This window comes from Paenibacillus periandrae (assembly GCF_022458865.1).
GTDB classification, from domain to species: domain Bacteria; phylum Bacillota; class Bacilli; order Paenibacillales; family NBRC-103111; genus Paenibacillus_S; species Paenibacillus_S periandrae.
In genome coordinates this window covers 54,814-76,626 of sequence record NZ_JAJNMU010000036.1, presented here as the reverse complement: position 1 = coordinate 76,626, position 21,813 = coordinate 54,814, and the positions used below count along the sequence as shown (strand labels likewise).

Annotated in this window: 17 protein-coding genes and 8 pseudogenes; 6 read left to right on the top strand and 19 right to left on the bottom strand. The window is 45.2% G+C overall.

Annotation, left to right across the window (positions count from 1 at the left end):
* Positions 1-158: 158 nt before the first annotated feature.
* Positions 159-866 carry an IS6 family transposase gene (locus LRL21_RS39745; protein WP_420832554.1) on the bottom strand — a complete coding sequence of 236 codons (708 nt, stop codon included), beginning with the start codon at positions 864-866 and terminating at the stop codon, positions 159-161.
* A gap of 272 nt (positions 867-1,138) precedes the next feature.
* Positions 1,139-1,540 (bottom strand): annotated as a pseudogene (locus tag LRL21_RS39740) (DUF5597 domain-containing protein); the annotation flags it as partial.
* 172 nt (positions 1,541-1,712) lie between these two features.
* Here LRL21_RS39740 and LRL21_RS39735 point away from each other — a divergent pair.
* Positions 1,713-1,892 carry a hypothetical protein gene (locus LRL21_RS39735; protein ID WP_240421329.1) on the top strand — a complete coding sequence of 60 codons (180 nt, stop codon included), beginning with the start codon at positions 1,713-1,715 and terminating at the stop codon, positions 1,890-1,892.
* On the opposite strand, the pseudogene LRL21_RS39730 reads toward LRL21_RS39735, so the two are convergent.
* From LRL21_RS39730 to LRL21_RS39705, 6 genes and pseudogenes are all read right to left on the bottom strand, one after another.
* Positions 1,878-3,413 (bottom strand): annotated as a pseudogene (locus LRL21_RS39730) (DHA2 family efflux MFS transporter permease subunit). The gene LRL21_RS39735 and the pseudogene LRL21_RS39730 overlap by 15 nt on opposite strands.
* An 891-nt stretch (positions 3,414-4,304) precedes the next feature.
* Entirely contained in the window at positions 4,305-5,066 is a 762-nt protein-coding gene (locus LRL21_RS39725) for an SDR family oxidoreductase (RefSeq protein WP_240421328.1), read from the bottom strand.
* Between the two features lie 281 nt (positions 5,067-5,347).
* A complete protein-coding gene (locus tag LRL21_RS39720) occupies positions 5,348-6,568 on the bottom strand; it encodes a cytochrome P450 (RefSeq protein WP_240421327.1) in 1,221 nt (406 codons plus the stop codon).
* A 315-nt stretch (positions 6,569-6,883) separates the two neighbouring features.
* Positions 6,884-7,111, bottom strand: a complete 228-nt coding sequence (locus tag LRL21_RS39715; protein ID WP_240421326.1) for a DUF5348 domain-containing protein — start codon at positions 7,109-7,111, stop codon at positions 6,884-6,886.
* Positions 7,112-7,250: 139 nt separating this feature from the next.
* Positions 7,251-7,442: a hypothetical protein gene (locus LRL21_RS39710; RefSeq protein ID WP_240421325.1), complete on the bottom strand. Its 192-nt coding sequence runs from the start codon at positions 7,440-7,442 to the stop codon at positions 7,251-7,253.
* 166 nt (positions 7,443-7,608) lie between these two features.
* Positions 7,609-7,896, bottom strand: a complete 288-nt coding sequence (locus LRL21_RS39705) for a tyrosine-type recombinase/integrase (protein ID WP_240421324.1) — start codon at positions 7,894-7,896, stop codon at positions 7,609-7,611.
* Between the two features lie 195 nt (positions 7,897-8,091).
* Between LRL21_RS39705 and LRL21_RS47390 the strand changes: the two are divergent.
* From LRL21_RS47390 to LRL21_RS39690, 3 genes and pseudogenes are all read left to right on the top strand, one after another.
* Positions 8,092-9,108 (top strand): annotated as a pseudogene (locus LRL21_RS47390) (IS110 family RNA-guided transposase); the annotation flags it as partial.
* Positions 9,109-9,211: 103 nt separating this feature from the next.
* Entirely contained in the window at positions 9,212-9,574 is a 363-nt protein-coding gene (locus LRL21_RS39695; RefSeq protein WP_240421323.1) for a hypothetical protein, read from the top strand.
* 671 nt (positions 9,575-10,245) lie between these two features.
* Positions 10,246-11,232: an IS110 family RNA-guided transposase gene (locus LRL21_RS39690; protein WP_240421322.1), complete on the top strand. Its 987-nt coding sequence runs from the start codon at positions 10,246-10,248 to the stop codon at positions 11,230-11,232.
* A gap of 444 nt (positions 11,233-11,676) precedes the next feature.
* Here LRL21_RS39690 and LRL21_RS39685 read toward each other — a convergent pair whose 3' ends face one another.
* The 5 genes and pseudogenes from LRL21_RS39685 to LRL21_RS39665 form a co-directional block, all read right to left on the bottom strand.
* A complete protein-coding gene (locus tag LRL21_RS39685; protein ID WP_240421321.1) occupies positions 11,677-11,814 on the bottom strand; it encodes a hypothetical protein in 138 nt (45 codons plus the stop codon).
* A gap of 185 nt (positions 11,815-11,999) precedes the next feature.
* Positions 12,000-12,945 (bottom strand): annotated as a pseudogene (gene dmpG, locus LRL21_RS39680) (4-hydroxy-2-oxovalerate aldolase); the annotation flags it as partial.
* Positions 12,942-13,856: pseudogene (locus LRL21_RS39675) on the bottom strand (acetaldehyde dehydrogenase (acetylating)). The pseudogenes LRL21_RS39675 and dmpG, both read right to left, overlap by 4 nt.
* A 17-nt stretch (positions 13,857-13,873) precedes the next feature.
* Positions 13,874-14,656 (bottom strand): annotated as a pseudogene (locus LRL21_RS39670) (2-keto-4-pentenoate hydratase).
* Between the two features lie 24 nt (positions 14,657-14,680).
* Positions 14,681-14,788: pseudogene (locus LRL21_RS39665) on the bottom strand (aldehyde dehydrogenase family protein); the annotation flags it as partial.
* Between the two features lie 143 nt (positions 14,789-14,931).
* Between LRL21_RS39665 and LRL21_RS39660 the strand changes: the two are divergent.
* Positions 14,932-15,711: an IclR family transcriptional regulator gene (locus tag LRL21_RS39660; RefSeq protein WP_240421320.1), complete on the top strand. Its 780-nt coding sequence runs from the start codon at positions 14,932-14,934 to the stop codon at positions 15,709-15,711.
* 260 nt (positions 15,712-15,971) lie between these two features.
* Here the strand turns inward: LRL21_RS39660 and LRL21_RS39655 are convergent, their stop codons facing one another.
* The 3 genes and pseudogenes from LRL21_RS39655 to hisD all read right to left on the bottom strand — a co-directional run.
* The gene (locus LRL21_RS39655) at positions 15,972-16,466 is read right to left on the bottom strand and encodes a cupin domain-containing protein (protein ID WP_240421319.1); all 495 of its coding nucleotides are present in this window, start codon (positions 16,464-16,466) and stop codon (positions 15,972-15,974) included.
* A complete protein-coding gene (locus LRL21_RS39650) occupies positions 16,467-16,772 on the bottom strand; it encodes an antibiotic biosynthesis monooxygenase family protein (RefSeq protein WP_240421318.1) in 306 nt (101 codons plus the stop codon). It abuts the gene before it with no gap.
* Positions 16,762-17,948 (bottom strand): annotated as a pseudogene (gene hisD, locus LRL21_RS39645) (histidinol dehydrogenase); the annotation flags it as partial. The pseudogene hisD and the gene LRL21_RS39650, both read right to left, overlap by 11 nt.
* 361 nt (positions 17,949-18,309) lie before the next feature.
* On the opposite strand from hisD, the gene LRL21_RS39640 reads away from it, so the two are divergent.
* Positions 18,310-19,221, top strand: coding sequence for a LysR family transcriptional regulator (locus LRL21_RS39640; RefSeq protein ID WP_240421317.1), 912 nt, complete (start codon positions 18,310-18,312; stop codon positions 19,219-19,221).
* A gap of 111 nt (positions 19,222-19,332) precedes the next feature.
* On the opposite strand, the gene LRL21_RS39635 is transcribed toward LRL21_RS39640, so the two are convergent.
* The 3 genes from LRL21_RS39635 to LRL21_RS47095 are packed head-to-tail and all read right to left on the bottom strand — an operon-like array spanning position 19,333 to position 21,804.
* Positions 19,333-20,100: an SDR family NAD(P)-dependent oxidoreductase gene (locus tag LRL21_RS39635; protein WP_240421316.1), complete on the bottom strand. Its 768-nt coding sequence runs from the start codon at positions 20,098-20,100 to the stop codon at positions 19,333-19,335.
* A gap of 12 nt (positions 20,101-20,112) precedes the next feature.
* Positions 20,113-20,883: an SDR family NAD(P)-dependent oxidoreductase gene (locus LRL21_RS47100; RefSeq protein ID WP_240421315.1), complete on the bottom strand. Its 771-nt coding sequence runs from the start codon at positions 20,881-20,883 to the stop codon at positions 20,113-20,115.
* A gap of 15 nt (positions 20,884-20,898) precedes the next feature.
* Positions 20,899-21,804 (bottom strand): fumarylacetoacetate hydrolase family protein, encoded by a 906-nt coding sequence (locus tag LRL21_RS47095; protein WP_240421314.1) that lies wholly within the window; start codon positions 21,802-21,804, stop codon positions 20,899-20,901.
* Between the last annotated feature and the right edge of the window lie 9 nt (positions 21,805-21,813).

The window sequence follows — 21,813 nt, the reverse complement described above, 5'->3', positions numbered from 1 at the left end:
CGTTTTACACGGTTGCTTGGACTCGATAACCTTCCTGATGAATGGAAGGTTCACATTCAGTGGATACTTTCCAAGCCATTTGGGACATAGGTTGGTTTTCCACTAAATGGTTAATCAACAGGCGTGAGTTCGCAGTTACCCGACAAAATATACTTTGTCTATGCCACTAAACCAAATATCTTATTTAGCCATTCAACAGCAGTGAGGACAGTCGAATTATCATCGGCCTGCCCTTTCCTTATCATATGTAAAGCCTCAATTCCCTTTAACGTCTGAACCGCTGTAAGAAACGATTTGAAACCAAGCATTGGTTTTGTGATTTTCTTTATGAACCGGTGATCTTGCTCCACAATGTTGTTTAGATACTTTGTCTGTCTAATCAAGGTTTCTTTTGGTAAGGATTTCTCATTTATCAATTCTTGCATGGCTGGTGGATATGCTGGATTTTTATCCAAGGTGATTACTCGTGGGATTTGAGTATGTGGAGAAGACAAAGCCTTTGTAAAGAAGCGCTTAGCTGTCTGCATATCCCGATTTTCAGATAACATGAAATCAATGGTTTTACCCATAGAATCAACGGCTCTATATAAATACTTCCACTGACCTTTAACTTTGATGTAGGTTTCGTCCGTCCTCCACGAGTCGTTTGTAGATTTCAAAAAGGGGCGGATTCGTTTGTCGATTTCGGGTCCAAATTCATGGACCCATCTCATTATTGTCGTATGGGAAATCCTTAATCCTCGATCACTCATCATTTCAACTATATCTCGATAGCTTAAACTATATTTCAAATACCATCTCACCGTTAGTAAAATGATTGCCGATTCATATTGCTTCCATTTAAATAAATCCAATTTCGTTTCCAACGCAAGTTGCTCCATCCCATGACTTCATTATCAATTACGTTATCATGAATTAGAGCTTTGCACCACAACCCTTTTTACCCTAAATCCAATCTCATTCATCCATGTTCACCCTGCTATGTATTATAATTACACATGGACTCTAAAAAGCTCCAGAGTCCTTGTCATTTGTGGTACACAACATTTAAATTAGAACACAACTTAGATACCAAATACACAGTATCCATTTTTGATGGATTTTGCCATTAACTTTGTCATCCATCTATCCTCTGAATTTACTCATATTTATACATTTCAACTTTCAGCGCCGATGGTTTATTCTTTATGGAGATTCTACTTCCTTCATCGCCATTGAGTCTTCTACTTGTCATCCATACATCATTATCGAAGGTTCCTTCTTCTATGCTGATATAATCGACCTTAGCGTTTTCCTCTCGTTTAGGAAGCCACTCTGCCGTGAACCTTATTCCAGCCAAAATAAACTCATCTTCGGATACTTCAATAATAAGTCCACCGGAGATCGGTTTACCTTCTTCTTCTCGTTGGTAACTAATTTTTATATCATATTTTGTAAAAGACAAGATCGTACCCCGATCATGATTCTGCAAGAAGCCTGTCATTTTACCAGTGCCTCTATACTTGCTTATTGTTCCCAACAAATTTCCTAGTAGCTTGTAACTATCAGCAAGAAAAGGACCCGTACCGAGTCACAACAGGCAGTCCGACTGCTTGCTGCCTTTTTTCCATCCGCATGGGTATACAATTGCCAAGTTAACATACTCTTCATATTCCATTTATCGGACAGTTTTTAGAAAAAATGTTCATTAAACGAATTAAGGAGATACAAAGTTGAACGAGTATGATCTAAGAGTCGTTAAGACGAAACGAGCATTGCATGAAGCCATACTGGACCTGTTGAAACTCAAGCCGCTCGAAGCGATTTCTGTCTCGGCGATCTGCAGGAAGGCTTCCATTACGAGAGGCACTTGCATTACAAAGATGTCGGAGATTTGTTCAACGAGCATCTGAACTCGTTGCTGAGCTATCGTCAAACTTCTCGACATGTTCTATTTTTCCATGTTCAGGCGCCGCGTCCTTCTCTTGTAGAGATTGGACTTCTTCGGAAGCTTGTTTAACACGTTTTATAAAGAACGTGAGCAACAACCCGACAACTCCGATCCCAACAATGACGAGATAGGCATCATTGATCCCCTGTATGGTTGCTTCAAGCATTTGGACTTTCGTTGCTCCCTTTGTTCCACCGGAAGCGATCGTTTCTTTGTCCTACTGGCCATAACGGTTACGAGCAGCGAAGTGCCCACACCGCCGGCAACTTGACGAATGGTATTCGTTATTGCTGTACCATGTGCATTCAATCGTGTTGGCAATTGATTCAGGCCTAAGGTTTGGATCGGCATCATAAGGAACGCCATCCCAATTCGACGCGCAGTAGACATTAGCAACAAATAGGTGTAGCTAGTCGAGTCTGTTAAGTTAATAAAACCTAGTGTTATAACGATCGTAATAACCATGCCAATAATGGCTAACCATTTTGCGCCATAGCGATCGAAAAGTTTGCCGGTAACCGGCATAAGGAAGCCCATCACAAGCGCACCAGGAAGCAACAGGAATCCGGATTCCAAAGCTGTATACCCCCGTGCATTCTGTAAATAGAGCGGAAGCAACATCATATCCGCATACATGATCATCGTTACCGCGATACTGATAATGGTCGTCAAAGAAAACATACTATACTTGAATGCCCTCAGGTCGAGCAAAGGACTACTGGAAACCAGCTGACGCCATGTAAATAACGCGAGAGAGACGATACCTATACCGATGGAAAGAAGAACTTCCAAGCTCTTCCAGCCTGCGCTCCCCGCCTGGCTAAATCCATACAGCAAGGCACCGAATCCAATGGTCGAAAGTACAACACTGAGCATGTCAAATTTAGTATTAACCCGTTCTGAGACATTCTTCAAAAAAATAAGCCCGCAGAAAATGACAATGAGCGCTAGTGGAATCATGCCAAAAAACATCGTCTCCCACGAATAGTTCTCCAGAATATAACCTGCAAGCGTTGGTCCAATTGCTGGGGCAAAAATAATGGCAAGCCCCATCATTCCCATAGCACCACCTCTTTTTTCAGGTGGGAATAAAGCTAAAATGACATTTGTCAGAAGCGGCATAACGATACCTGCACCAGCTGCTTGAATCTCCGTCCGGTTAACAGAACGGGGAAGTCTGATGCAAAGGCGGAAACGGTTGTTCCTATTAGGAAGATAATCATCGAAGCCTGAAAAAGTTGTCTTGTGCTGAAACGCTGCATTAAGTAGGCCGTAATGGGAATCAGCACAACGTTGACTAACATATAGCCCGTTGTAGCCACTGGGCGGTTGTTGCGGAGATGTCAAAATCAATCATTAACTCTGGTGTCGCAACACTCATGATGGTTTGATTCAGTGTCGCCAGGAAGGCACCTAGAATCATAATAAACAGAATAGGTCCTTTTTTGACTGAACCACTGATTGGTTCCATACCTCTGCTCATTTCTCTCCATCCTCCATATATTTCTCTAGACTGAACGCGCACCCATTGCTGAAGGCCGATGAAATGATTGAGTATTATGTCATGAACAGCTAACCACTGAATCCAAATTCTTTATTACCGAAATTTGTTGCCAAGTAGTTTGCTTCGCTGCCGGATATTCATCCTTAGCTATTATCATGCAGCAAAAACCGATGAACTATGTATATCGTGAATGATCAACCCACTCAATAAGCCTAATAGTTTAAGAAAAACGGCTTGCCAATGAATAGATTGGCAAGCCGTTGAAACCAATACCCATATTACCAAGGAACGTTTCTTTTGTAAACAAGAGGAAACATACCGTTATTTATAGACGATTCTCCGTGTATGATCTTAAACTATTCTCCCTCAATAAACAAAACGTTTCTCATCGAATTACTCATGTTTTCTCACGAATGCGGCACTTTTCAAGAATACAATACCACGACCCGTTGGATGGTTTATGAAGATGAGGGAATTCCTGGGGTCGTAGAAAGCGCAAAGTAACCTCCTTAGACCATCTGCAGTAAAAAGTGGGTTTTCAGGAAAGAAAAGTTGCACTATTGGATCTCCACAAGGCCACGTGGTGGTGAACCCTCCCAGAGTCTTCGCTCCCACATTCGTTATACCTAACCAAGGTGTGAAGACCGAAAGCGAAGCATCACGTATATTGACTCATTCGCGGGATTTCACAAAGAAAGCACGGGGGACCCGAGTTCGTTTCCCATATGAGCTCTGACCCATCGGATAACTTTTGAATCACGAGACATTTCTTCGCCGTGCAAAAGTAGTTCCTTTAAATATTTTACTTGAAGCAAAGTGGGCAATAAACGGCATCACCGCCTACTGCCCCATTGTTTGAAAGCTGGATAATTAAAATGCTGCTGTCCAGCCTGCATCCGCAGTAACAACCGCACCATTCACGAAACTCGACTCGTCGGAACCGAGGAACAATGCCACTTGAGCAATTTCTTCCGCAGTTCCTGCACGAGGAATAACGCCTTGTGTAACCTTCGTTCTTGATGCTCCGAATTCATTTAGATTTGTCATACTCGAGCCGATGTTCGTAATTACTGCTCCCGGAGCGATTGCGTTACAGCGAATGCCCTTCTGGGCATACATGAATGCGGTGTTCTTCGTCAAGCCGACGACAGCGTGCTTAGAAGCAACATAAGCCGCTCCGGCGTGCGCGCCGCTGAAGCCGCCCGTGGATGCAGTGTTGATGATAACGCCTTTGCCCTTCTCTAGGAAGATCGGAAGCGCTTTGCGAATCGCACGCATGACACCCTTTGTGTTAACGTCGAAGATCAAATCCCAACGAACGTCTTCCACGTCGCCTACCGCAGCCATGTTGTCCATGATACCAGCGTTGTTGACCAATATATCGAGGGTGCCAAATTCATTCACGGCTGTATCGATCATCGCGTTAACGTCTTCGAGGTTGCCAACATTCGTCTTGATCGCAACCGCCATGCCTCCGTTAGCTTTGATGCCATCTACAACGGATTGAACACCTTCATGATTTAAGTCGGTCGCAACAACTTTCGCGCCTTCCTTTGCATACAGTTCTGCGATTGCCTTTCCCATTCCAGATGCAGCTCCAGTAACGATAGCCACTTTGCCTTCCAAACGCATACTTTTTTCCTCCATAATAGTTAGTTACAGGCACAACATAATGGATTTACAACGACAACTTCAACATGGCGCTGAGCGAGCCACTTAGAAACGTTAAGCCAGTAATGACCCATAGGTTCCATACCCAAATAACGGAATTTAATTGGTGAGCTGTCTGCAGCTTACAACTCCAACTGAACCCATCTTCATCATTAGTAAACAACCGCCTTTTCTGAGTCTTCCGATAACAAGAACTCTGGCTGACCTAAATAATACAAAAGATTTCTTGATCATGAATGGTATTACCTATTTCGGTCAATCAATATAGGCAAGTTCTCAAGAGATTGGCCTAACACCGAATCTGTCAAGTGTTCGGTGACCTCGAAGCCCTCCACCGGCTGAATATCGGCGAACTGGTTCACAAATGCGGTCAAAGCGATGCGCGTTTCCATACGAGCTAACGGGGCGCCCAAGCAGAAATGCGGACCATTTCCAAAACTGAGATGGTGTTGACTATTCGGACGTTGGATATCAAACTCTTCCGCATGGGCAAATTCAGATTCATCCCGGTTGGCGGCGCCAAGCCATGCAACGACTACTTGCCCTTCCTTCATCTTAAGCCCAAAGACACTGGTATCTTGAGCTACCCTGCGATCCATACTAGCCGTGAAGCGGAAGCGCAACACCTCTTCAATCAAGTTGGGAACTAATGATACATCGGTTCTCAACTCCTGATAAACGCCAGGCTTGTCAAACAGCATACAATAGAAGATATTGGAAATTAGTTTCGTCGTCGTTTCATTCCCCGCACCGAGCAGTCCGATGGCAGACCTAACCACTTCTTCATCCGTTAATTGTTCTCCATCAAGCTCAGCTTTAGTCAAGTCAGAGATTATGTCATCTACAGCCCGCTTCCGTTTTTCTTGAACAATGGGCAACAAATAGTCGTGAAATTCCTTCATTGCCTGACCTTTTTGTTTGTCGATATCGACATAAGCTTCTTGATTATAGGGGAGAAAGATGATATCAGACCAGGATTTAATGAGCCCACGATCTTTGAAAGGAACACCGAGCAGTTCTGCGATGACAGTCACCGGAAGAGGGATCGCCAGCTTCTCCACAATATCCACAGTGGATTCGCCCTCCAAATCCGCAATCAATTCATCAACAATAGCCTTGATTCGGGGTTCCCACGCTTTAAGGCTGCGGGGAGTGAACGCTTGGGATTGAAGAGCGCGGCGTTTTCGATGTTCCGGTGGATCGACAAGATTAATATTACTTCGGTTATCAAAATGCTCTCTGGGAATGGGAATGAGGCTTCGCTGTTTTTTGTTGGAAAATAATTCGTGATCAGACAGTACTCGCTTGGTATGTTCATATAAAAACACATTCCAGACATCCTGCTCAGCATCGTAATAGACAGGGTTGTTCTCCCTCATTTCTTTGTACCAAGTAAAAGGTTCCCATTGCGACTGCTTCGACTTTAGTTTCGAAATTTCGTTCAAAATGATATTTTGATTCATTGAACGAGCCCCTCCTTCAAAGAATGAATGTTTTGTTCGTCTTTCTCATTGTTTTGCATGTTCTCATCTTAGATACACGAAACGCTTGAGGCATTACAGGAATAGCCCGACAATATTGTACTTACAAGGAATATCCTTAACCACAGTATAAGTTATTATGCATTGAGTTTTCGCAAAGTTCAGCGCTAGTGCGGCTGGTGGCTCTATAAGGACCGTCATCTATGATCGCGTTAGCTGTCCAAGGTCTGATCGTAATCATGTCCACAGGGAATCGATGAATGGGAAAGCCAAGATGTTTCGGCTTTCCCATTTCTGTTAAACGAATCGAATATGGTAAATGTCTTTGTTTCTCAAGTTAAATCGGGCTTCTCTCATGATCACGTACCAATGACGGTCAAGCTCAATCCGACATGGAATGCCGCGATCCCCAATGCGAGTTTCGAAACATTCTCCGCAATAAACGGGATAAGCTTTCTCCTCTAACTGTACAAACCAACATTTCACTCCCCGATCGTACGTCATCCGGTTCCAAGGCTCGTTCACGACAATTCACCCTGAATCACGTGCTTGACCATGTGATCGTCAATGATACGGCGCTTGATCCGGGCACCATAGATGAGGCAGTGGGTACACAACTTGTTGATGAGTCTGGCCGATCCGCTCGAGAATCGGTAACCTTCATTTACTGCTCGTCGGAGAATATCTCATGATCGGTGCCGGCATACGCTAGTTGACGCTTCAAATACTCACCGACTTGGGGATGGTCAAAGTAGGGAAATTTGCACTGCAGGTCAATCCGCTGACGAATCGCCGCGTAGGATTGAAGCCGAAGCTTGTCCCAAAGCTCACTTTGCCCGATGAGAATGAGCGCCATGGGGCTCTACGCATCCATCTTGAAGTTCAGCAGAAAGCGCACTTCCTCCAACATCTCCCGATCGAGCAGATGGGTTTCATCCTATGTGGTTAGAATTGTTATGTAGAGTAAAGCGATTCACAACAGTTTAACAAACCTTCTCTGTTGGAATCGCTCTACATATTAATCATACAAGTTCTTTAAGCCACGTTAATAACTCAGTTTCTTTTTCTTTGCTATATGTGCTACCAGGCAACACTTCCTTTGATGCCTTCTCCAACGCTTTTCTCTTGGCAACCGGACTCGTCTTGGCATATATTTCTGTCGTTTGAACTGAGACATGCCCAAGCAAATCTCGGATATAAATGATATTTACATTAGCCTCCAATAAATGCATGGCTTTGCTGTGCCTGAATACATGTGGCGTAACTTGTTCGGGAAACAAATCGGGTTGAAGATTTCTTGCTTGCTCCACGTATTTATTAATGATATAACCTACCCCCATCTTGTTAGTCGCTCACCCTTTTGATTCATAAAGAAGGGGGTGCCTATGCCTTGTTTCCTTTCTCCTTTATGCCTGCTGGCCAAATCCCGTATAACAAGCGATGCTATGGAGCGACAAGAACCATTAGGGGCTGCCGGTAAATCTACTCGTATAGGGAGAGATCTAATGAATCCAGTTATCGGTCTAGATATTTCTAAAGAAGAAAGTCATGGACAAGCCTTTCTAGAGCGTGGAAAACCGTACAAGGGAACTTTCCATTTCACTCATACTCGAGATGGACTGGAGAAACTACTTCAAGTCATTCAAGAAGTCGAAAATGCGTCCAGTCAGCGTCCTTTGCTTATTCTAGAAGCAACTGGGCATTATCAAAGCCCCGCTGTTCAGTTCTTAGAAGAGCACCATTATCTGTACATTGTCATTAATCCGCTCATCTCAAATCGGCTTAGGTAGTCCAACCTTCGTAAAGTGAAAACGGATGCTGCTGATGCTTATCTTTTGGGAGAGTTGTTCTACAAAGAAGACTTTGAACCTTTTAAGAAAAGGGGGGTGCAACTGCTCAATATTCGCTATCTAACGAGACAATATGAGTCTCTTTCAAAGATGTGTGTGCAGACTAAATTGCAATTCCAAGCTGTTCTGGATCAGGTTTTCCCTGCTTACAAAGGTGTCTTCGGAGCTATGTATTCAGGCGTTTCACTACGATTTTTAAGTGAATATCCAACCTCATATTCGGTTTTGCAAACAAACGAAGAAACACTTCATACCAAAATTGAAGAATTGCTCTCTACAAAACGGGGCCGTTCAGAGGACTGGATTAACGTACGAGTAAAAAGATGGCTAGATGCAGCAAAACAAAACCCCTTCAAGCAGACTATGTACTCTAGTCACTTAATCAATTTAAAAGTTCTTATAAACCTCATCCTTCAGTACCAGGAACATCTTGCTGCGTTGGAACAGAACATAGAAGCCCTGGCTGAAGAAATTGAAGGGTATGATTTAATCCAGTCGATTCCCGGTATTTGCCATAAAATTGCGGCAACAATTTTATCGGAAATTGGAGAGATCGACCGGTTTGATCATCCCAAAAAACTGGTTGCCTTTGCAGGCATTGACCCAAGTGTCTTCGCCTCTGGCAAGTTCACGGCAACACGAAACCGAATTACAAAACGCGGATCTCGGCAGGACCTCATTCGGACAATGTTCTTGACAACCGACAACTCGTGCAGCAGCCTATGTATATAGGGACATTTCTACTGATGCCTTCTATTCCGTCCGTCAGTGTATTTTGAAAAACATTCCGCAAGAACAGCTTACCATCACTTCGGAAGCGACCAGTACCTCCGAAGAGACTGATAAATTCCTTCACGATTTTTATAGTCGTTTTAGTCGTACCCTGTATCATATCATTTACAAGCACTTAGTGATGAATAATATGATGCCTTTCAGTCACGATCAATACCGGGAAGGTCGTTTTTACATTGATGCTCTTGCTTCCATCTTCAGTAGTAAGCTCGATAAGCTTTATGCCATTCGTGCTTGTGTTTCTGATTACATTAATTCACATATCGAGGATACTATCAGGGATGCATTGGCAGAAACAGCCCGGTTGATGTGTCCGGAACGTTTTCAACTACGAAGTAGTAAATAAGCTTCTTGCAGAAAGGGTGGTAGCGCATATTAACTAATGCCACTGCCCCGAATAAACTAATCATCACGCTACAACGGATCTCTCTCATTCCTGTCCAACTAATAGGCCCGTATTAGCTCTTAAACCAAGCTAACCGGGCCTCACCTTTCCCATCCCCCACCTTACCCGCTCCAGGCTCTTTTAACCCCCTACGCCCTTTCCGCGCGAAAAATTTAGCCGTCATTTGTGGTAGGGTTCACCGCGATTAATCCTAAACTCTCCTGCCCGGTAGCTTAATCCCATCTCCAGTCTATCCTGAAATAACTGTGTTTCATCATCTGATGGTGCCGCGTTAGCGGCATGAGCGTCTAATACTTATTTTTCAGTCTAATCCCACATGGCCTCGCAGCCACCACCATGGATGAAAGCGGGGCTTGCAATTTTAACCTACCTTTGAATTAATTGAAGTAAGCAGATCAGAGGTCGAAAGTTTTTTGGTGTTCAAACCCGAAGTCTAATCTGGCCAATTGCAACCTCGAGGATCGCCGATTGTTGCCTTAAGCACGAGTATAAAAATTCCCTGAACCAGGTTGCATGATCTGCATACAACTCAAAAAAAGGTAGTGACACTCCATGGATGCTATTTTAGAAACATGCGCTGGCCTTGATGTTCATCAGGAGACTGTTGTGGCTTGTGTGCTGAAAGGTCCCTTGGACAAGAAGCCAAAAAAGAAGTAAAGACATTTGGTACGACAACAACCGAATTGCTTCAACTGCTGGATTGGTTAACTGAGTGCGAATGCGTCGAAGTCGCTATGGAAAGCACTGGCGTGTACTGGAAACCCATATGGAACATCCTTGAGGATGCCTGTCGACTGACCTTGGCCAACCCTGCAAAGATTAAGAATATGCCGGGCAAAAAAACCGACGTCAAGGATGCCGTATGGATCGCTCAACTCCATCGATGCGGACTCATTGAAGGAAGCTTTGTCCCTGATGAAAAAATCCGAGACTTGCGAGACTTGACCCGTTATCGTCGGAAACTGGTGCAGAACTGCACACAGGAGAAGAATCGCATACACAAGATCCTTCAAGATGCGAATATCAAATTGACGACATTCGTATCGGATGTGTTTGGTGTTTCGGGACGAGCCTTGTTAGAGTCCATTGTCAACGGTGAAGTGTTAGAAGCAGAAGGCCTTCGAAAAATGGTCAAGACCCAATTGAAGAACAAAGTCCCTCAGTTAATTGAGGCATTGAATGGACGTCTTCGTTTACATCATAGACGGATGATCAAACGCCATTTGGATCACTTTCGCTATTTAGAAAAGGAAATTCAGGACTTGGAGCAGGAGATTGATACGTTAATACAACCGCATCATCAGGAAATCGAATTATTGGACACGATTCCTGGAATTAGTCAAGATGCAGCGGCGAGCATCTTGGCGGAAATCGGTCCGGATATGTCTAAGTTTCCTACTGATGCCCATTTGACATCATGGATCGGGGTCTGTCCTGCTAATAACGAAAGTGCAGGTAAAAAGAAAAGTAAGAAGAAACGACGAGGTAACAAAGGTCTAAAATCAGTCTTATGCCAAGCAGGGTGGGCCGCCATCAAATCCAAAAATACCCGGATATCCTCAGTTTACAATCGGTTATTGAAACGATGCGGCCCCTAAGCTAACACTGCAATAGCACATCTTATGATTCGAATCATCTATGTGATGCTCCGGGATAAGGTGCCCTATCAAGAACTGGGGGAACGATATCTAGGATCGAAAGAAAAAACAGTTGATTACTGGGTACGAAAGATTCGTGAAATGGGATACCAAGTCGAGCTAACAGAAACAACAATCTGATCCATAATTTGGTATATCAGTACTATGAAACTCTCTTTTTTCGTTTCGTGCTATGTTACTTTAAAGAGCTGAATTCATTTTCGTATAAAATCTTTATTATTCGCGAACATCTGTGCCCGCGGTCTTCAAGTTCCTTGTCCAGTTCATTCTGCATGATGTTTCTTAGGTCTGGACTCAAGTGAAGCAGCAAAACGGCCGCCTCGTTATGAGACAGCCGTTTGCCTGATCATTTTCAAAAATATTGGCATTTAGGTGCACATCAGATTATTTGTAATCAAAATTAGGCAATCCGGTTTTCCGATGATAGGTAGTCATAACTCCCGGATACTGCATGGGAACCATGCCTTTTTCCACCTTTGTACCGGAGTCGATAAATCGATAATGCTCAAATGGGATTTTCATCAGTCCATCTTCTTCTAGAATACCATCCCAGTCTCTGTTTTCATGTGACCATAAGCCTTCACCATACAAGGTTGTACCATCGCCATACATGACCAGAACTCCGCCGTATTCCTGCAGGGCTTTTGCAATGACTTTTTCATTTTTGCTGAGACCGAATTGTTCCAAATCCAGCTGCGAGTCCAACTGCCGCCAACGACTTTTCGTTTCCCCAGCTCGATTAGGATATCCCTCGAATCGATACCGAAGCTTTTGGCTGCCCGCCTTGCATGAAGCAAGAAACTGGAATAGACGCCGGCATATCCAAGCACCAGATCGTCATGCGTAATTTCCTGCGGTACCTGCAGAATCGGTGCAATTACGTCTTCGGCCACATCCATGATCTTGTAAAGATCGATGCCGGTTTTGATGCCCATTTGTTCAAGAACGGCGATTAGAACTTCCTTTTGGTTATTGCCAGCGCCTGCGCCGAGGCATCGAATGCTGCCGTCAATACGGTTGGCGCCCTCTTCAATCGCTGCCAGTGTATTTGCCATAGCCAGTGAAAGGTTGTTATGACCATGAAATCCAATGTTAATGGAGAGTCGTTCTCTCAGAGCGCTAACCCGTTCTCCCACCTGTTGCGGCTGCAGGGCTCCGGCGGAATCAAACATATAATGTATCCGCCCCATAGCTTTCCATTAGCTTAGCCTGCTCCACCAGCTTCCGGGTCGGAACCATATGCGACATCATTAAGAAGCCCACGGTTTCAAGACCGAGCTCCAAATGCTGTGCTGATACATCGGCTTCCGTCACGTGCGTGCCGATTCTTGCCATGCTGACGCCGAGTCCGGCCGCTTCCCTCATCTCTTTAACCGTTCCGATGCCGGGAAGTACGAGCACCGCGATTTTGGATTCGCCGCTAACGGACACTGCCGCTTCAATCAGCTTCATCTCATCCGTATGCGAAAGGCCGTACTGCAAGGAGGAGCCGCCGAGTCCATCTCCATGAGAAACTTCAATGTTGGGTACTCCCGCTTCGCCCAATGCCTTCGCGACCTGTGTTACCTGTTCAATCGTATATTGATGTGCTATGGCGTGACTTCCGTCGCGAAGAGCGACTTCCGTAATCAGGATCTCGCGTTCTATCGTCATGCCGATGCTCCTCCCTCTCTGACCGTTTGGGCAATCCGATGCTGTGCAATTTCTTCCGCCACCTTCACGGCCGATGCCGTCATGATGTCAAGATTGCCGGAATAAGACAAGACGGTAAATAGTCGTCGGCACCTTCCACCTCGAGAAACACGGTCACTTTATTGCTGTCAAAGATCGGCTCCGTTAGCAACCGGTAACCCTGTATGTAGGATTGGATGTAGGTAACCGTATCAAGAATGGAACGGGTAATCGCAGCTTTATCCATGCGTTCTTTATCCACGAGAGCATAACCGTATCCCTCATGAGAATCGGCGGTTCAGCCGGATTCAGAATAATGATCGCTTTGCCCTTTTTCGCGCCTCCGATATTTTCAATACCATGAGCGGTCGTTTCTGTAAATTCGTCGATGTTAGCCCGAGTCCCCGGTCCTGCGCTTTTACTGGAAATGATCGCTACAATTTCAGCGTATTCGACGGAAGCGACACGGCCTATCGCGTGTACGATCGGAATCGTCGCTTGACCGCCGCAAGTCACGAGGTTTACGTTATCCTTCTGAATATGCTCCTTCAGGTTTACTGCCGGTATGATCAGCGCTCCAACTGCAGCAGGCGTAAGGTCCATCGCGATTTTGCCGGCGTTACGCAAGGCCTTCGCATGGCCGGATATGAGCCTCTGCGGATGTCGCGTCGAAGACGATATCCGCAGAGGCTCATATCCGGCTGCTCTAGAAACCCTTGGATGCCAGAATCGATGGTTATATACCCAAGCTTGGAGGCACGCGCTAATCCCTCCGAAGCGGGATCGACTCCAATCTTTGTCGTCATCTCAAGTACATCAGAGCGCTGAAGCTTATACATTAGGTCCGTACCGATATTACCGGATCCGAGCACGGCGATTTTTACTTTCGACATCGAAATCATCCTTTCGTTTAGGCTTGGAAACTAACGGACACTTCGCCTAAATGGGCGATTCGGGTCTGAAAATGATCGCCTGGCTCCGCATTCACTGCAGCGGATAAGGTGCCTGATAAAATAACTTCACCTGCTTTGAGCGTGATGCCGAATTCGAACAGTTTGTTGGCCAACCTAGCGACACATGCTGCTGGATCGCCGAGTGCGGCAGCGCCGACGCCTGTGTTCATGATTTCACCGTTCTTATAAAGCACCATACCCTCAAGCGTCAAATCGATGTTTTCCGGTTTGACCGGCTTGCCACCCAAAACATACAAACCAGAGGATGCATTATCCGCTACTGTATCCTGCAGCTTAATTTTCCAGTCGGCAACCCGACTATCGACGATTTCAAGCGCAGGCAGCACGTAGTCTGTAGCCAGCAGCACTTCAGCAGGCGTAACCTACGTGCCGATCAGATCCCGCTTCAGCACAAAAGCAATTTCCGCCTCTACCTTCGGCTGCAATACCCGTGAGAATGGAACGGCTCCGCCGTTTTCCACCACCATATCATCCAGCAGATGACCGTAATCGGGTTGATCCACCTTGAGCAACTGCTGCATGGCCAGAGAGGTCAAACCAATCTTTTTCCCGACAATACGGCTCCCCGTCGCCACCTTTTTGGCGATCGTGACCAATTGAATATCATAAGCGTCACGAACCGTTATCATGGGATCGATTGCAGTAATCGGCTCGACGCCTCTACTTTCTATCATTGCTTGCTCCAAATGTTCTGCATATTTAACCGTTTTATTCTTCATAAGCCAAAATCGCCTCCTCGATCATCAAAGTTTGATGCAAATGCTGGTCAACTCGGAATAGAACTCAAAGCTGTGCAATCCGCCTTCCCGGCCGATACCGCTTTGCTTCATACCGCCAAAAGGCGTCCGCAAGTATACAACAGCTGGGTTCTTTTATATGCAACAAAAGAAAATTTATTTTAGGGGATGTCCATCTTGTATATATCATGATAAACTCTTTATCAAAACGTTGTTCTTCTATAATGAACAAACATACGAATAAGGAAGGTACAATCATGACAGACAAACCGGAAAATGATTATTTGCTTTCCTCCGTCAAAAATGCGCTTCGTATCCTGAACAGTTTCTCACAGGAAACTCACGAGAAACGTGTCAGCGACTTGGCAGTCGAGCTTGGCGTTGGCAAAAGCACCATAAGCCGCCTGCTCAGCACACTTGCCAGCGAAGGATATGTTATCAAGGATCCGAACAACCAAAAATACCGTTTGGGACTCCGCATTTTGACGCTAAACAGCATCGTGACTTCCCAACTGGAGATAAACCGCGAAGCCCGGCCTATATTAAAAGAGCTGGTAAGAGATACGGGAGAAGCGGCTCATATCGCTGTATTAGAGGATGAAGACGTTGTTTACATTGAGCAAATAGAGTGCTTGCACCCTGTCCGCATCTTGTCCTATGTCGGCCGCCGAAACCCGATCCACTGTACAAGTTCGGGCAAAGTATTACTGGCCTTTCAAGAAACGTCAAAAATCGAACGCTTGCTTGCAACGGATTTGGTGCGTTACACCATGAAAACAATCATCGATCCGAGTATTTTGAAAACACAGCTTGCAGAAATTCGCGAATCGGAAGTTTGCTACAGCGAATGTGAGTTTCTAGAGGATGTCGTTTCCTTTGCGGCACCGATTCGAAACTATTCCAAAAAAGTAATCGCCTCCATTTCGTTGGTCGGCCCCAAGCATCGCATTAAGCAGAATCAGTTGCCGGCCCTTAAAAACAAAGTCATAAAAGCGGCAAAGGAAATATCCAAAAATCTGGGCTATTCCGGTCATTGATTCCATCGAAAATGAAAAGTGGCAGAGCAGTGATCCTTCTGCTTCACCATTTTTATTAAAAACTAAATTATCATGAATGCTTAAAATGTTAATGAAATGGTCCTTCCTCCAAATCATTCTTTTCTTTGCAGAATGTGGTCCAGATACCGCAAAAAGGAGAGTAAGAATTTATATATGACGAATCACCGAAAAGCTTTGCAAACTTACGCAGCATGTATTGGAATTTGGTCATCTCATTCCCTCCATCACGATCGGTTGAATCAGTCATGGGTCGCCGTAAGAACCCTGCTTCCAATCGAAACCGCTTCAGCGTCTACAAGAACAAAAGCAATACGGCAGGTTTTAGTACCAATATTTCTCCATGCATGAATCGTTCCCCGCTGAACAACTACATCACCCGCGCTCAGTTGGACGCATTTCCCTGCATCCAACTCCATTTCGACCTCCCCTTCAAGTACGATTCCATAGTCCAGGGATTGCGTGCGGTGCATCGGAGACTGATGGCTAGTGTAGAGGTCGACGATACGAAAGACAGTACCTCCGGGAGAGACTAGCCCAAATTCCCGTTTACTGCCGTCAACCACATCCTGGTTATTCACAGGATGTGTATCCGTTGTCCAGATCAAAGCAAATGAAGCAGTGCCAATATCACCTTCAACTTCAGTTCCTTCGATAATATCCTCCAACTCAATTACTGCCTCTCCATTTTGATCATGGCCGGTGACGAACCTCCGAACTTTCATAACATTCCCCATTTATCCCCACTCCTTAAAATCTACATTTTCAAAATGCTCAACGATGAGAGGCAATTCATAAAAATGATGCAGTAAGGCCATCCATTCTTGATACATTAGCGACTGTCGGAATCCAATTATGTGATCTTCCAGGGTTTCCCATTTGGTGAACAAAAGATATTTCCCTCTAATCTCTATACAACGCTTCAGTTCAAGGCTAATGAACCCCCGTGCCTGAGAAATAATCTGGTATGCTTCGCGAAGGATGTCTTCATACTCCTCTTCCATCCCCACTTTAACTTGCAGCATCACCACTTCAAGAATCATGACCAACCCTCGCTGTCGCACCATATCGGCGCACACGCAATTTTGCTTGTTCCGCATGACCGGAAAAGTTTTCAATTTCACACAAACGTGCACAATATTCACCAATGAGAGCAGTCGCTTCAGGTTTCACCTTTTGATAGGTGCAAGTTTTGATGAACTTTCCTACCCATAGGCCTCCCGTATAACGGGCAGCACCTTTTGTCGGCAGTGTATGATTCGTTCCAATCACTTTATCGCCGTAGGCCACGTTCGTTTCAGGCCCGAGGAAAAGGGCCCCTAAATTAGTGAGACGATCCAAAAAATATTGAGGATCCGTTGTTAAGACCTCTACATGCTCATAGGCTAATCGATCCGCTTCAATGACAGCTTCTTCTAAGCTATCGACCAAAATGATCAATCCGTTATCTTCCCAGGCAACACGTGCGACTTCAGCCGTAGGCAAAACTTGAAGCTGGCGCTCAATCTCGGCAAGGGTCTCTTGAGCCAAACGATCCGAAGTCGTAATCAACGCACAAGGAGACGTTGGGCCATGTTCAGCTTGACCGAGTAAATCCGTTGCAATCATTTCTGTATCAAAGGTTTCATCCGCGATAACTAATGTTTCAGTCGGTCCCGCCAGCAGGTCGATTCCGACTTTGCCAAATAATTGACGCTTTGCTTCTGCCACATACGCATTCCCAGGTCCGACAAGCATGTCTACAGGTACCATCGTTTCTGTTCCTCTTGCCATTGCAGCCATGGAATGAACGCCACCGACAATATAGATTTCATCCGCTCCGGCCAAAGCCATCGCTGTGACTGTCGCTGCAGGAATTTCACCATTTATGGGCGGTGTACAAGCGATGATTCTTTTCACTCCGGCTACTTTTGCAGTCAAAACACTCATATGGGCCTAAGCAACCATGGGGTATCGTCCGCCTGGTATATAGCACCCCACATTGTTTACAGGTATATTTTTATGTCCAAGAACGACTCCTGGAAGAGTTTCGACTTCAATATCTTGAAGGGCGGACTTTTGTGCTTCAGCAAACCTTCTGACGTTGGACTGAGCGAATTTAATATCTTCAAGCACTTGAGTTGGCACGCCTTTGATAATTTCATCTCTCGCCGGAAGCTTTGCGGAGACCAATTATCAAGCTTACCGGATAATTCACGAACAGCAGAGTCTCCTCTTTGTGCGATATCCTGAATGATCTTTTCAACGCTCTTTTACTGCTGCTTCGGCTTTAGCAATATCACTTTGCTCTTTCCTGTTTTCAAATAAATTGCCATTACATTCCCTGCTTTCTTAATCTAAATTGCAATACGATTTCAATAATTCAAAAAGGTATAAGGAAGCGCTCCGATTTACTAACACATTAACGCCAGATAAGAAACTTAGTGAAATGCTTGTATTCACTCGTGCGATTCCAAAGTGGAATAAATCATTTTTCAGAAGAGCAGAATCCTATGTTGTAACTCCGATAAAAACTATTTATAATAATTCATAGTAATGTAAATTATGACAAAATTGAATAATTCCCCCTAAGGAGAACTTATGAATATTCAACAATTGCTTTATTTTATTTCAGTTGCCGAGCATCATAATTTCATGGAAGCCGCAAAGCACCTTTACATCGGTCAACCTGCTTTAAGCAGACAGATTGCAGAATTGGAAAAAGACATCGGAGTCTTGCTCTTTTCACGAAACAACCGTTCTGTCCATCTCACCCCCGCAGGCACTGTTCTCCTTAAATACGCCAAATCTATAATATCGCTATCCAATGAAGCTCTCGACAATACACGAAAAGCGGGCCGGGGGCTAATCGGGAGTCTTTCAATCGGCTATTTATACGATAAAATCAAGATTCCGGAATTGATCGGACGCTTCCGGAACAAGTATCCGAATACGAGTGTTAATCTTAACAGGTATAACTGGGGCTCACTAATTGAGGCTTTGCAGCATGAAGAACTTAATATCGGCTTCATGTATTCTTTCGGACTTGAGAGATACCCCGAGATGGAATATTTCAACGTATTCCAAGATACTTTGGAACTCGTCATGTCGGAGCGCCATACACTTTCCGGGAAATCGAGCATCAAGTTGAGCGATTTGGCCAAGGAACCCTTCCTTCACATGTCCCGCAACATCTCTCCTCTTTCTTATGAAGTTACACTAAATACTTGCCAAAAAAATGGCTTTACTCCAGATGTGATACACGAATCTCCACAAACGGATTCTTTGCTTATGTTGATCGAAGCCGGAGTCGGTATTACCATCCTTCCCAGTTACGTAAGTTCACAGAAAAGCCCATCACTTCGCTTCATCGATATCGAAGGTGATGAAACGAAGATCGACATGATAGCTGCTTGGAATAAGAAAAACAATAATCCGGCAATTCGGCTATTTCTTGAAGAATTGATGAATTGGAAGGTAGAAGCAGATTTGAAAGAAGTGAACCTTTTTTGATGAGAGCAAAAATCCCCCGGATGTCTTGTCTTTAGATGTCCATGGGGATTTTTAGGATCTAGCGATCTCACGCAAGTGTTTCCTGCTGTACCGATTCCAAGAAACTATCGTTTACCAGACGGTCCAGCCTCCATCTACGACAATCGTTTGCCCTGTCACCATATCGGAAGAAGACGAGCACAAAAATATCAAGGCTCCAAAAAGATCTTCCGCTTTCGCCAATCTGCCGAGCGGAATCCGGCTCAATACTTCTGCCCGGAAACTAGGATCCTCAAACATCGGCGCCGTCATGGGAGTCTCAATGAATGTCGGAGCTATCGAATTTACATTGATTTTGCTGGACGACCATTCGATGGCCATCGCTTTCGTCATTTGCATAAGGCCGCCTTTGCTTGCGCAGTATGCGCTGCGTTTATAATAGCCGACCAATGCCATTTGAGACGAAATATTGACGATTTTCCCCTGTTTTCGGGGCACCATATAGCGTCCTGCGGCTTGTGAGCAGAAAAAAGCGCTTTTCAAGTTGAGATCCAGTACACTGTCCCAATCAGATTCAGTTACTTCTTCAATCGGTTTAGCAATATTCATTCCTGCGTTGTTGACTAATATATCGATTTGGCCGAAATGATGATGGATCCTTTCCATCAACGCGTCCACTTCCTCCACTCGGGTTACATCGCAAGAAAATGCCATGGCCTCATGTCCGGCTTCAGTCAAATGCACTGCTAATGAAGCTAGCTTTTCCTGATTTCTTGCTACTAACGCGAGTCTGGCACCGGCTTCTGCCAAAATCTTGGCCATTTCACTTCCGATGCCTTGACTCGCTCCTATCAAGACAGCAACCTTACCGTTAAGAGAAAATAACTGTTGAAAGATCATGTCCGTTCTCCTTTACGCAAAAGCTCCTCCATCTATCGCCATGGCATGTCCGGTGATGAATGTGGATTCCTCCGAAGACAGCCATAGGATCACGTCGGCGACCTCTTGCGGCTTCCCTAACCGCTTCATGGCTTGATAGTTCGCTGCATCCTCATATGCCTTGGGATCATTCCGAAGATTTCTTCGGCCATCAAGCATCATGGGCGTTTCGATTCCGGTCGGACAAACCGCATTCACCCGAATATTCTTGGTCGCGCATTCAAGAGCAGCCGTTTTCGTCAAACCCACTACACCATGTTTGGCCGCCGCATAGGAGACATTGCCCGAATGCCCGCGTAAGCCTGCAGCCGAAGAAACATTGACGATCGTTCCGCAGCCCTGTTTTAGCATTTGATCCAATACTTGCTTGACACAATACCATGTTCCGGTCAAGTTGACCGCAATCACACGGTTCCATTCGTCTTCCGGATACTCGTTCGTCGGAAGCGTCACGGATCCGCTGATCGCTGCGTTGTTCACCGCGCAATCCAAACGTCCAAACCTGCTCACCGCAACAGAAACCATATGTTCAACATCTTTAAGCTGCGAAATGTTTACCGGAACAAAAATTGCGTCGCTGCCATTTCTTTTGATTTCTGCTGCCACTTCTTCGCCGGCTTGCGCATTCATATCGGCTACAATGACGCTTGCTCCCTGTTGTCCAAATGCAATAGCGGTCGCTCTACCGATTCCAGAGCTGGCACCAGTAACCAAACAAACTTTACCAGCAAATCGTTCAGACAATCGACTCACCTCCTGTTATACGACCCGGTTGCGCAATTTGCCCAATCCCGTAATTTCAAACTCGACTTCGTCTCCCGGCTTCAGCCAGCCATGAATGTCCGGTCCCACTTCCAGAACCGTTCCGAAGCCAACCGTTCCCGAAGCCAGAATATCCCCGGGGTATAAGGTTACGTTCGCGGATGCGCGCTCGATCATTTGGGCGAAGCTGTAATAAACATCCTTATAATTTCCTTGGCACATTACCTTGCCATTGCGCCGAGCCGTCATTTCCAAATCATACTTATCTCCAATGCGGTAAGGTTCGAGTTCGTCTTTGGTAACAATATACGGACCGATGGAAGTGGCAAAATCCTTGCCCTTTGCCATTCCCAAGCCTACCTTGAGCTCTTGTGCTTGCAGGTCGCGTGCCGTCCAGTCGTTCAAAATGGTAAATCCGAAGATATGATTAAAAGCTTCCTCGGCCTTGATATCGCTCCCTTCTTTCCCGATAATGCAGGCAAGCTCCAGCTCATAGTCCAATCGGACACATCCGGCCGGACGCTTCACCGGCTGGTCTGGCCCTTTCATCGTGAAAGGGTTTGAAAAATAAAATACGGGAACCTCGTACCATTCTTTAGGTATCGGTTCATTAAAAAATCGCTTCGCATTTTTCAGATGCTGTTCGAACCCCACAAAGTCCCGAAAGCTGTTAGGCCTGGGGAGCGGAGCTATCAATTGAACTTCATCCAAGGCATATGTGGGGCTGACTTCATGATTCAAATGCTCCACGATGGACAGGCTAGACTCACTTTGATTCAGCAATTCGATCATGCTGGCCGGCAGCTTTCCTTCGCTCGCCAAATTCAAATCTACAATGCCTTCTCCTTTTATCCATCCTGCGCGCGTTTTTCCGGCTTGATTAATAAAGGTTACGAATTTCATCGCAGCTCA

Coding starts and splice junctions, on each gene's coding strand:
- LRL21_RS39650 (WP_240421318.1), bottom strand. CDS start 16,772: ATGATTCTTGAAGTGGTGATGCTGCAAGTTAAAGTGGGGATGGAAGAG.
- LRL21_RS39685 (WP_240421321.1), bottom strand. CDS start 11,814: ATGAAAATCCCATTTGAGCATTATCGATTTATCGACTCCGGTACAAAG.
- LRL21_RS39640 (WP_240421317.1), top strand. CDS start 18,310: ATGAATATTCAACAATTGCTTTATTTTATTTCAGTTGCCGAGCATCAT.
- LRL21_RS39660 (WP_240421320.1), top strand. CDS start 14,932: ATGACAGACAAACCGGAAAATGATTATTTGCTTTCCTCCGTCAAAAAT.
- LRL21_RS47095 (WP_240421314.1), bottom strand. CDS start 21,804: ATGAAATTCGTAACCTTTATTAATCAAGCCGGAAAAACGCGCGCAGGA.
- LRL21_RS39720 (WP_240421327.1), bottom strand. CDS start 6,568: ATGAATCAAAATATCATTTTGAACGAAATTTCGAAACTAAAGTCGAAG.
- LRL21_RS39710 (WP_240421325.1), bottom strand. CDS start 7,442: ATGGCGCTCATTCTCATCGGGCAAAGTGAGCTTTGGGACAAGCTTCGG.
- LRL21_RS39655 (WP_240421319.1), bottom strand. CDS start 16,466: ATGGGGAATGTTATGAAAGTTCGGAGGTTCGTCACCGGCCATGATCAA.
- LRL21_RS39725 (WP_240421328.1), bottom strand. CDS start 5,066: ATGCGTTTGGAAGGCAAAGTGGCTATCGTTACTGGAGCTGCATCTGGA.
- LRL21_RS39635 (WP_240421316.1), bottom strand. CDS start 20,100: ATGATCTTTCAACAGTTATTTTCTCTTAACGGTAAGGTTGCTGTCTTG.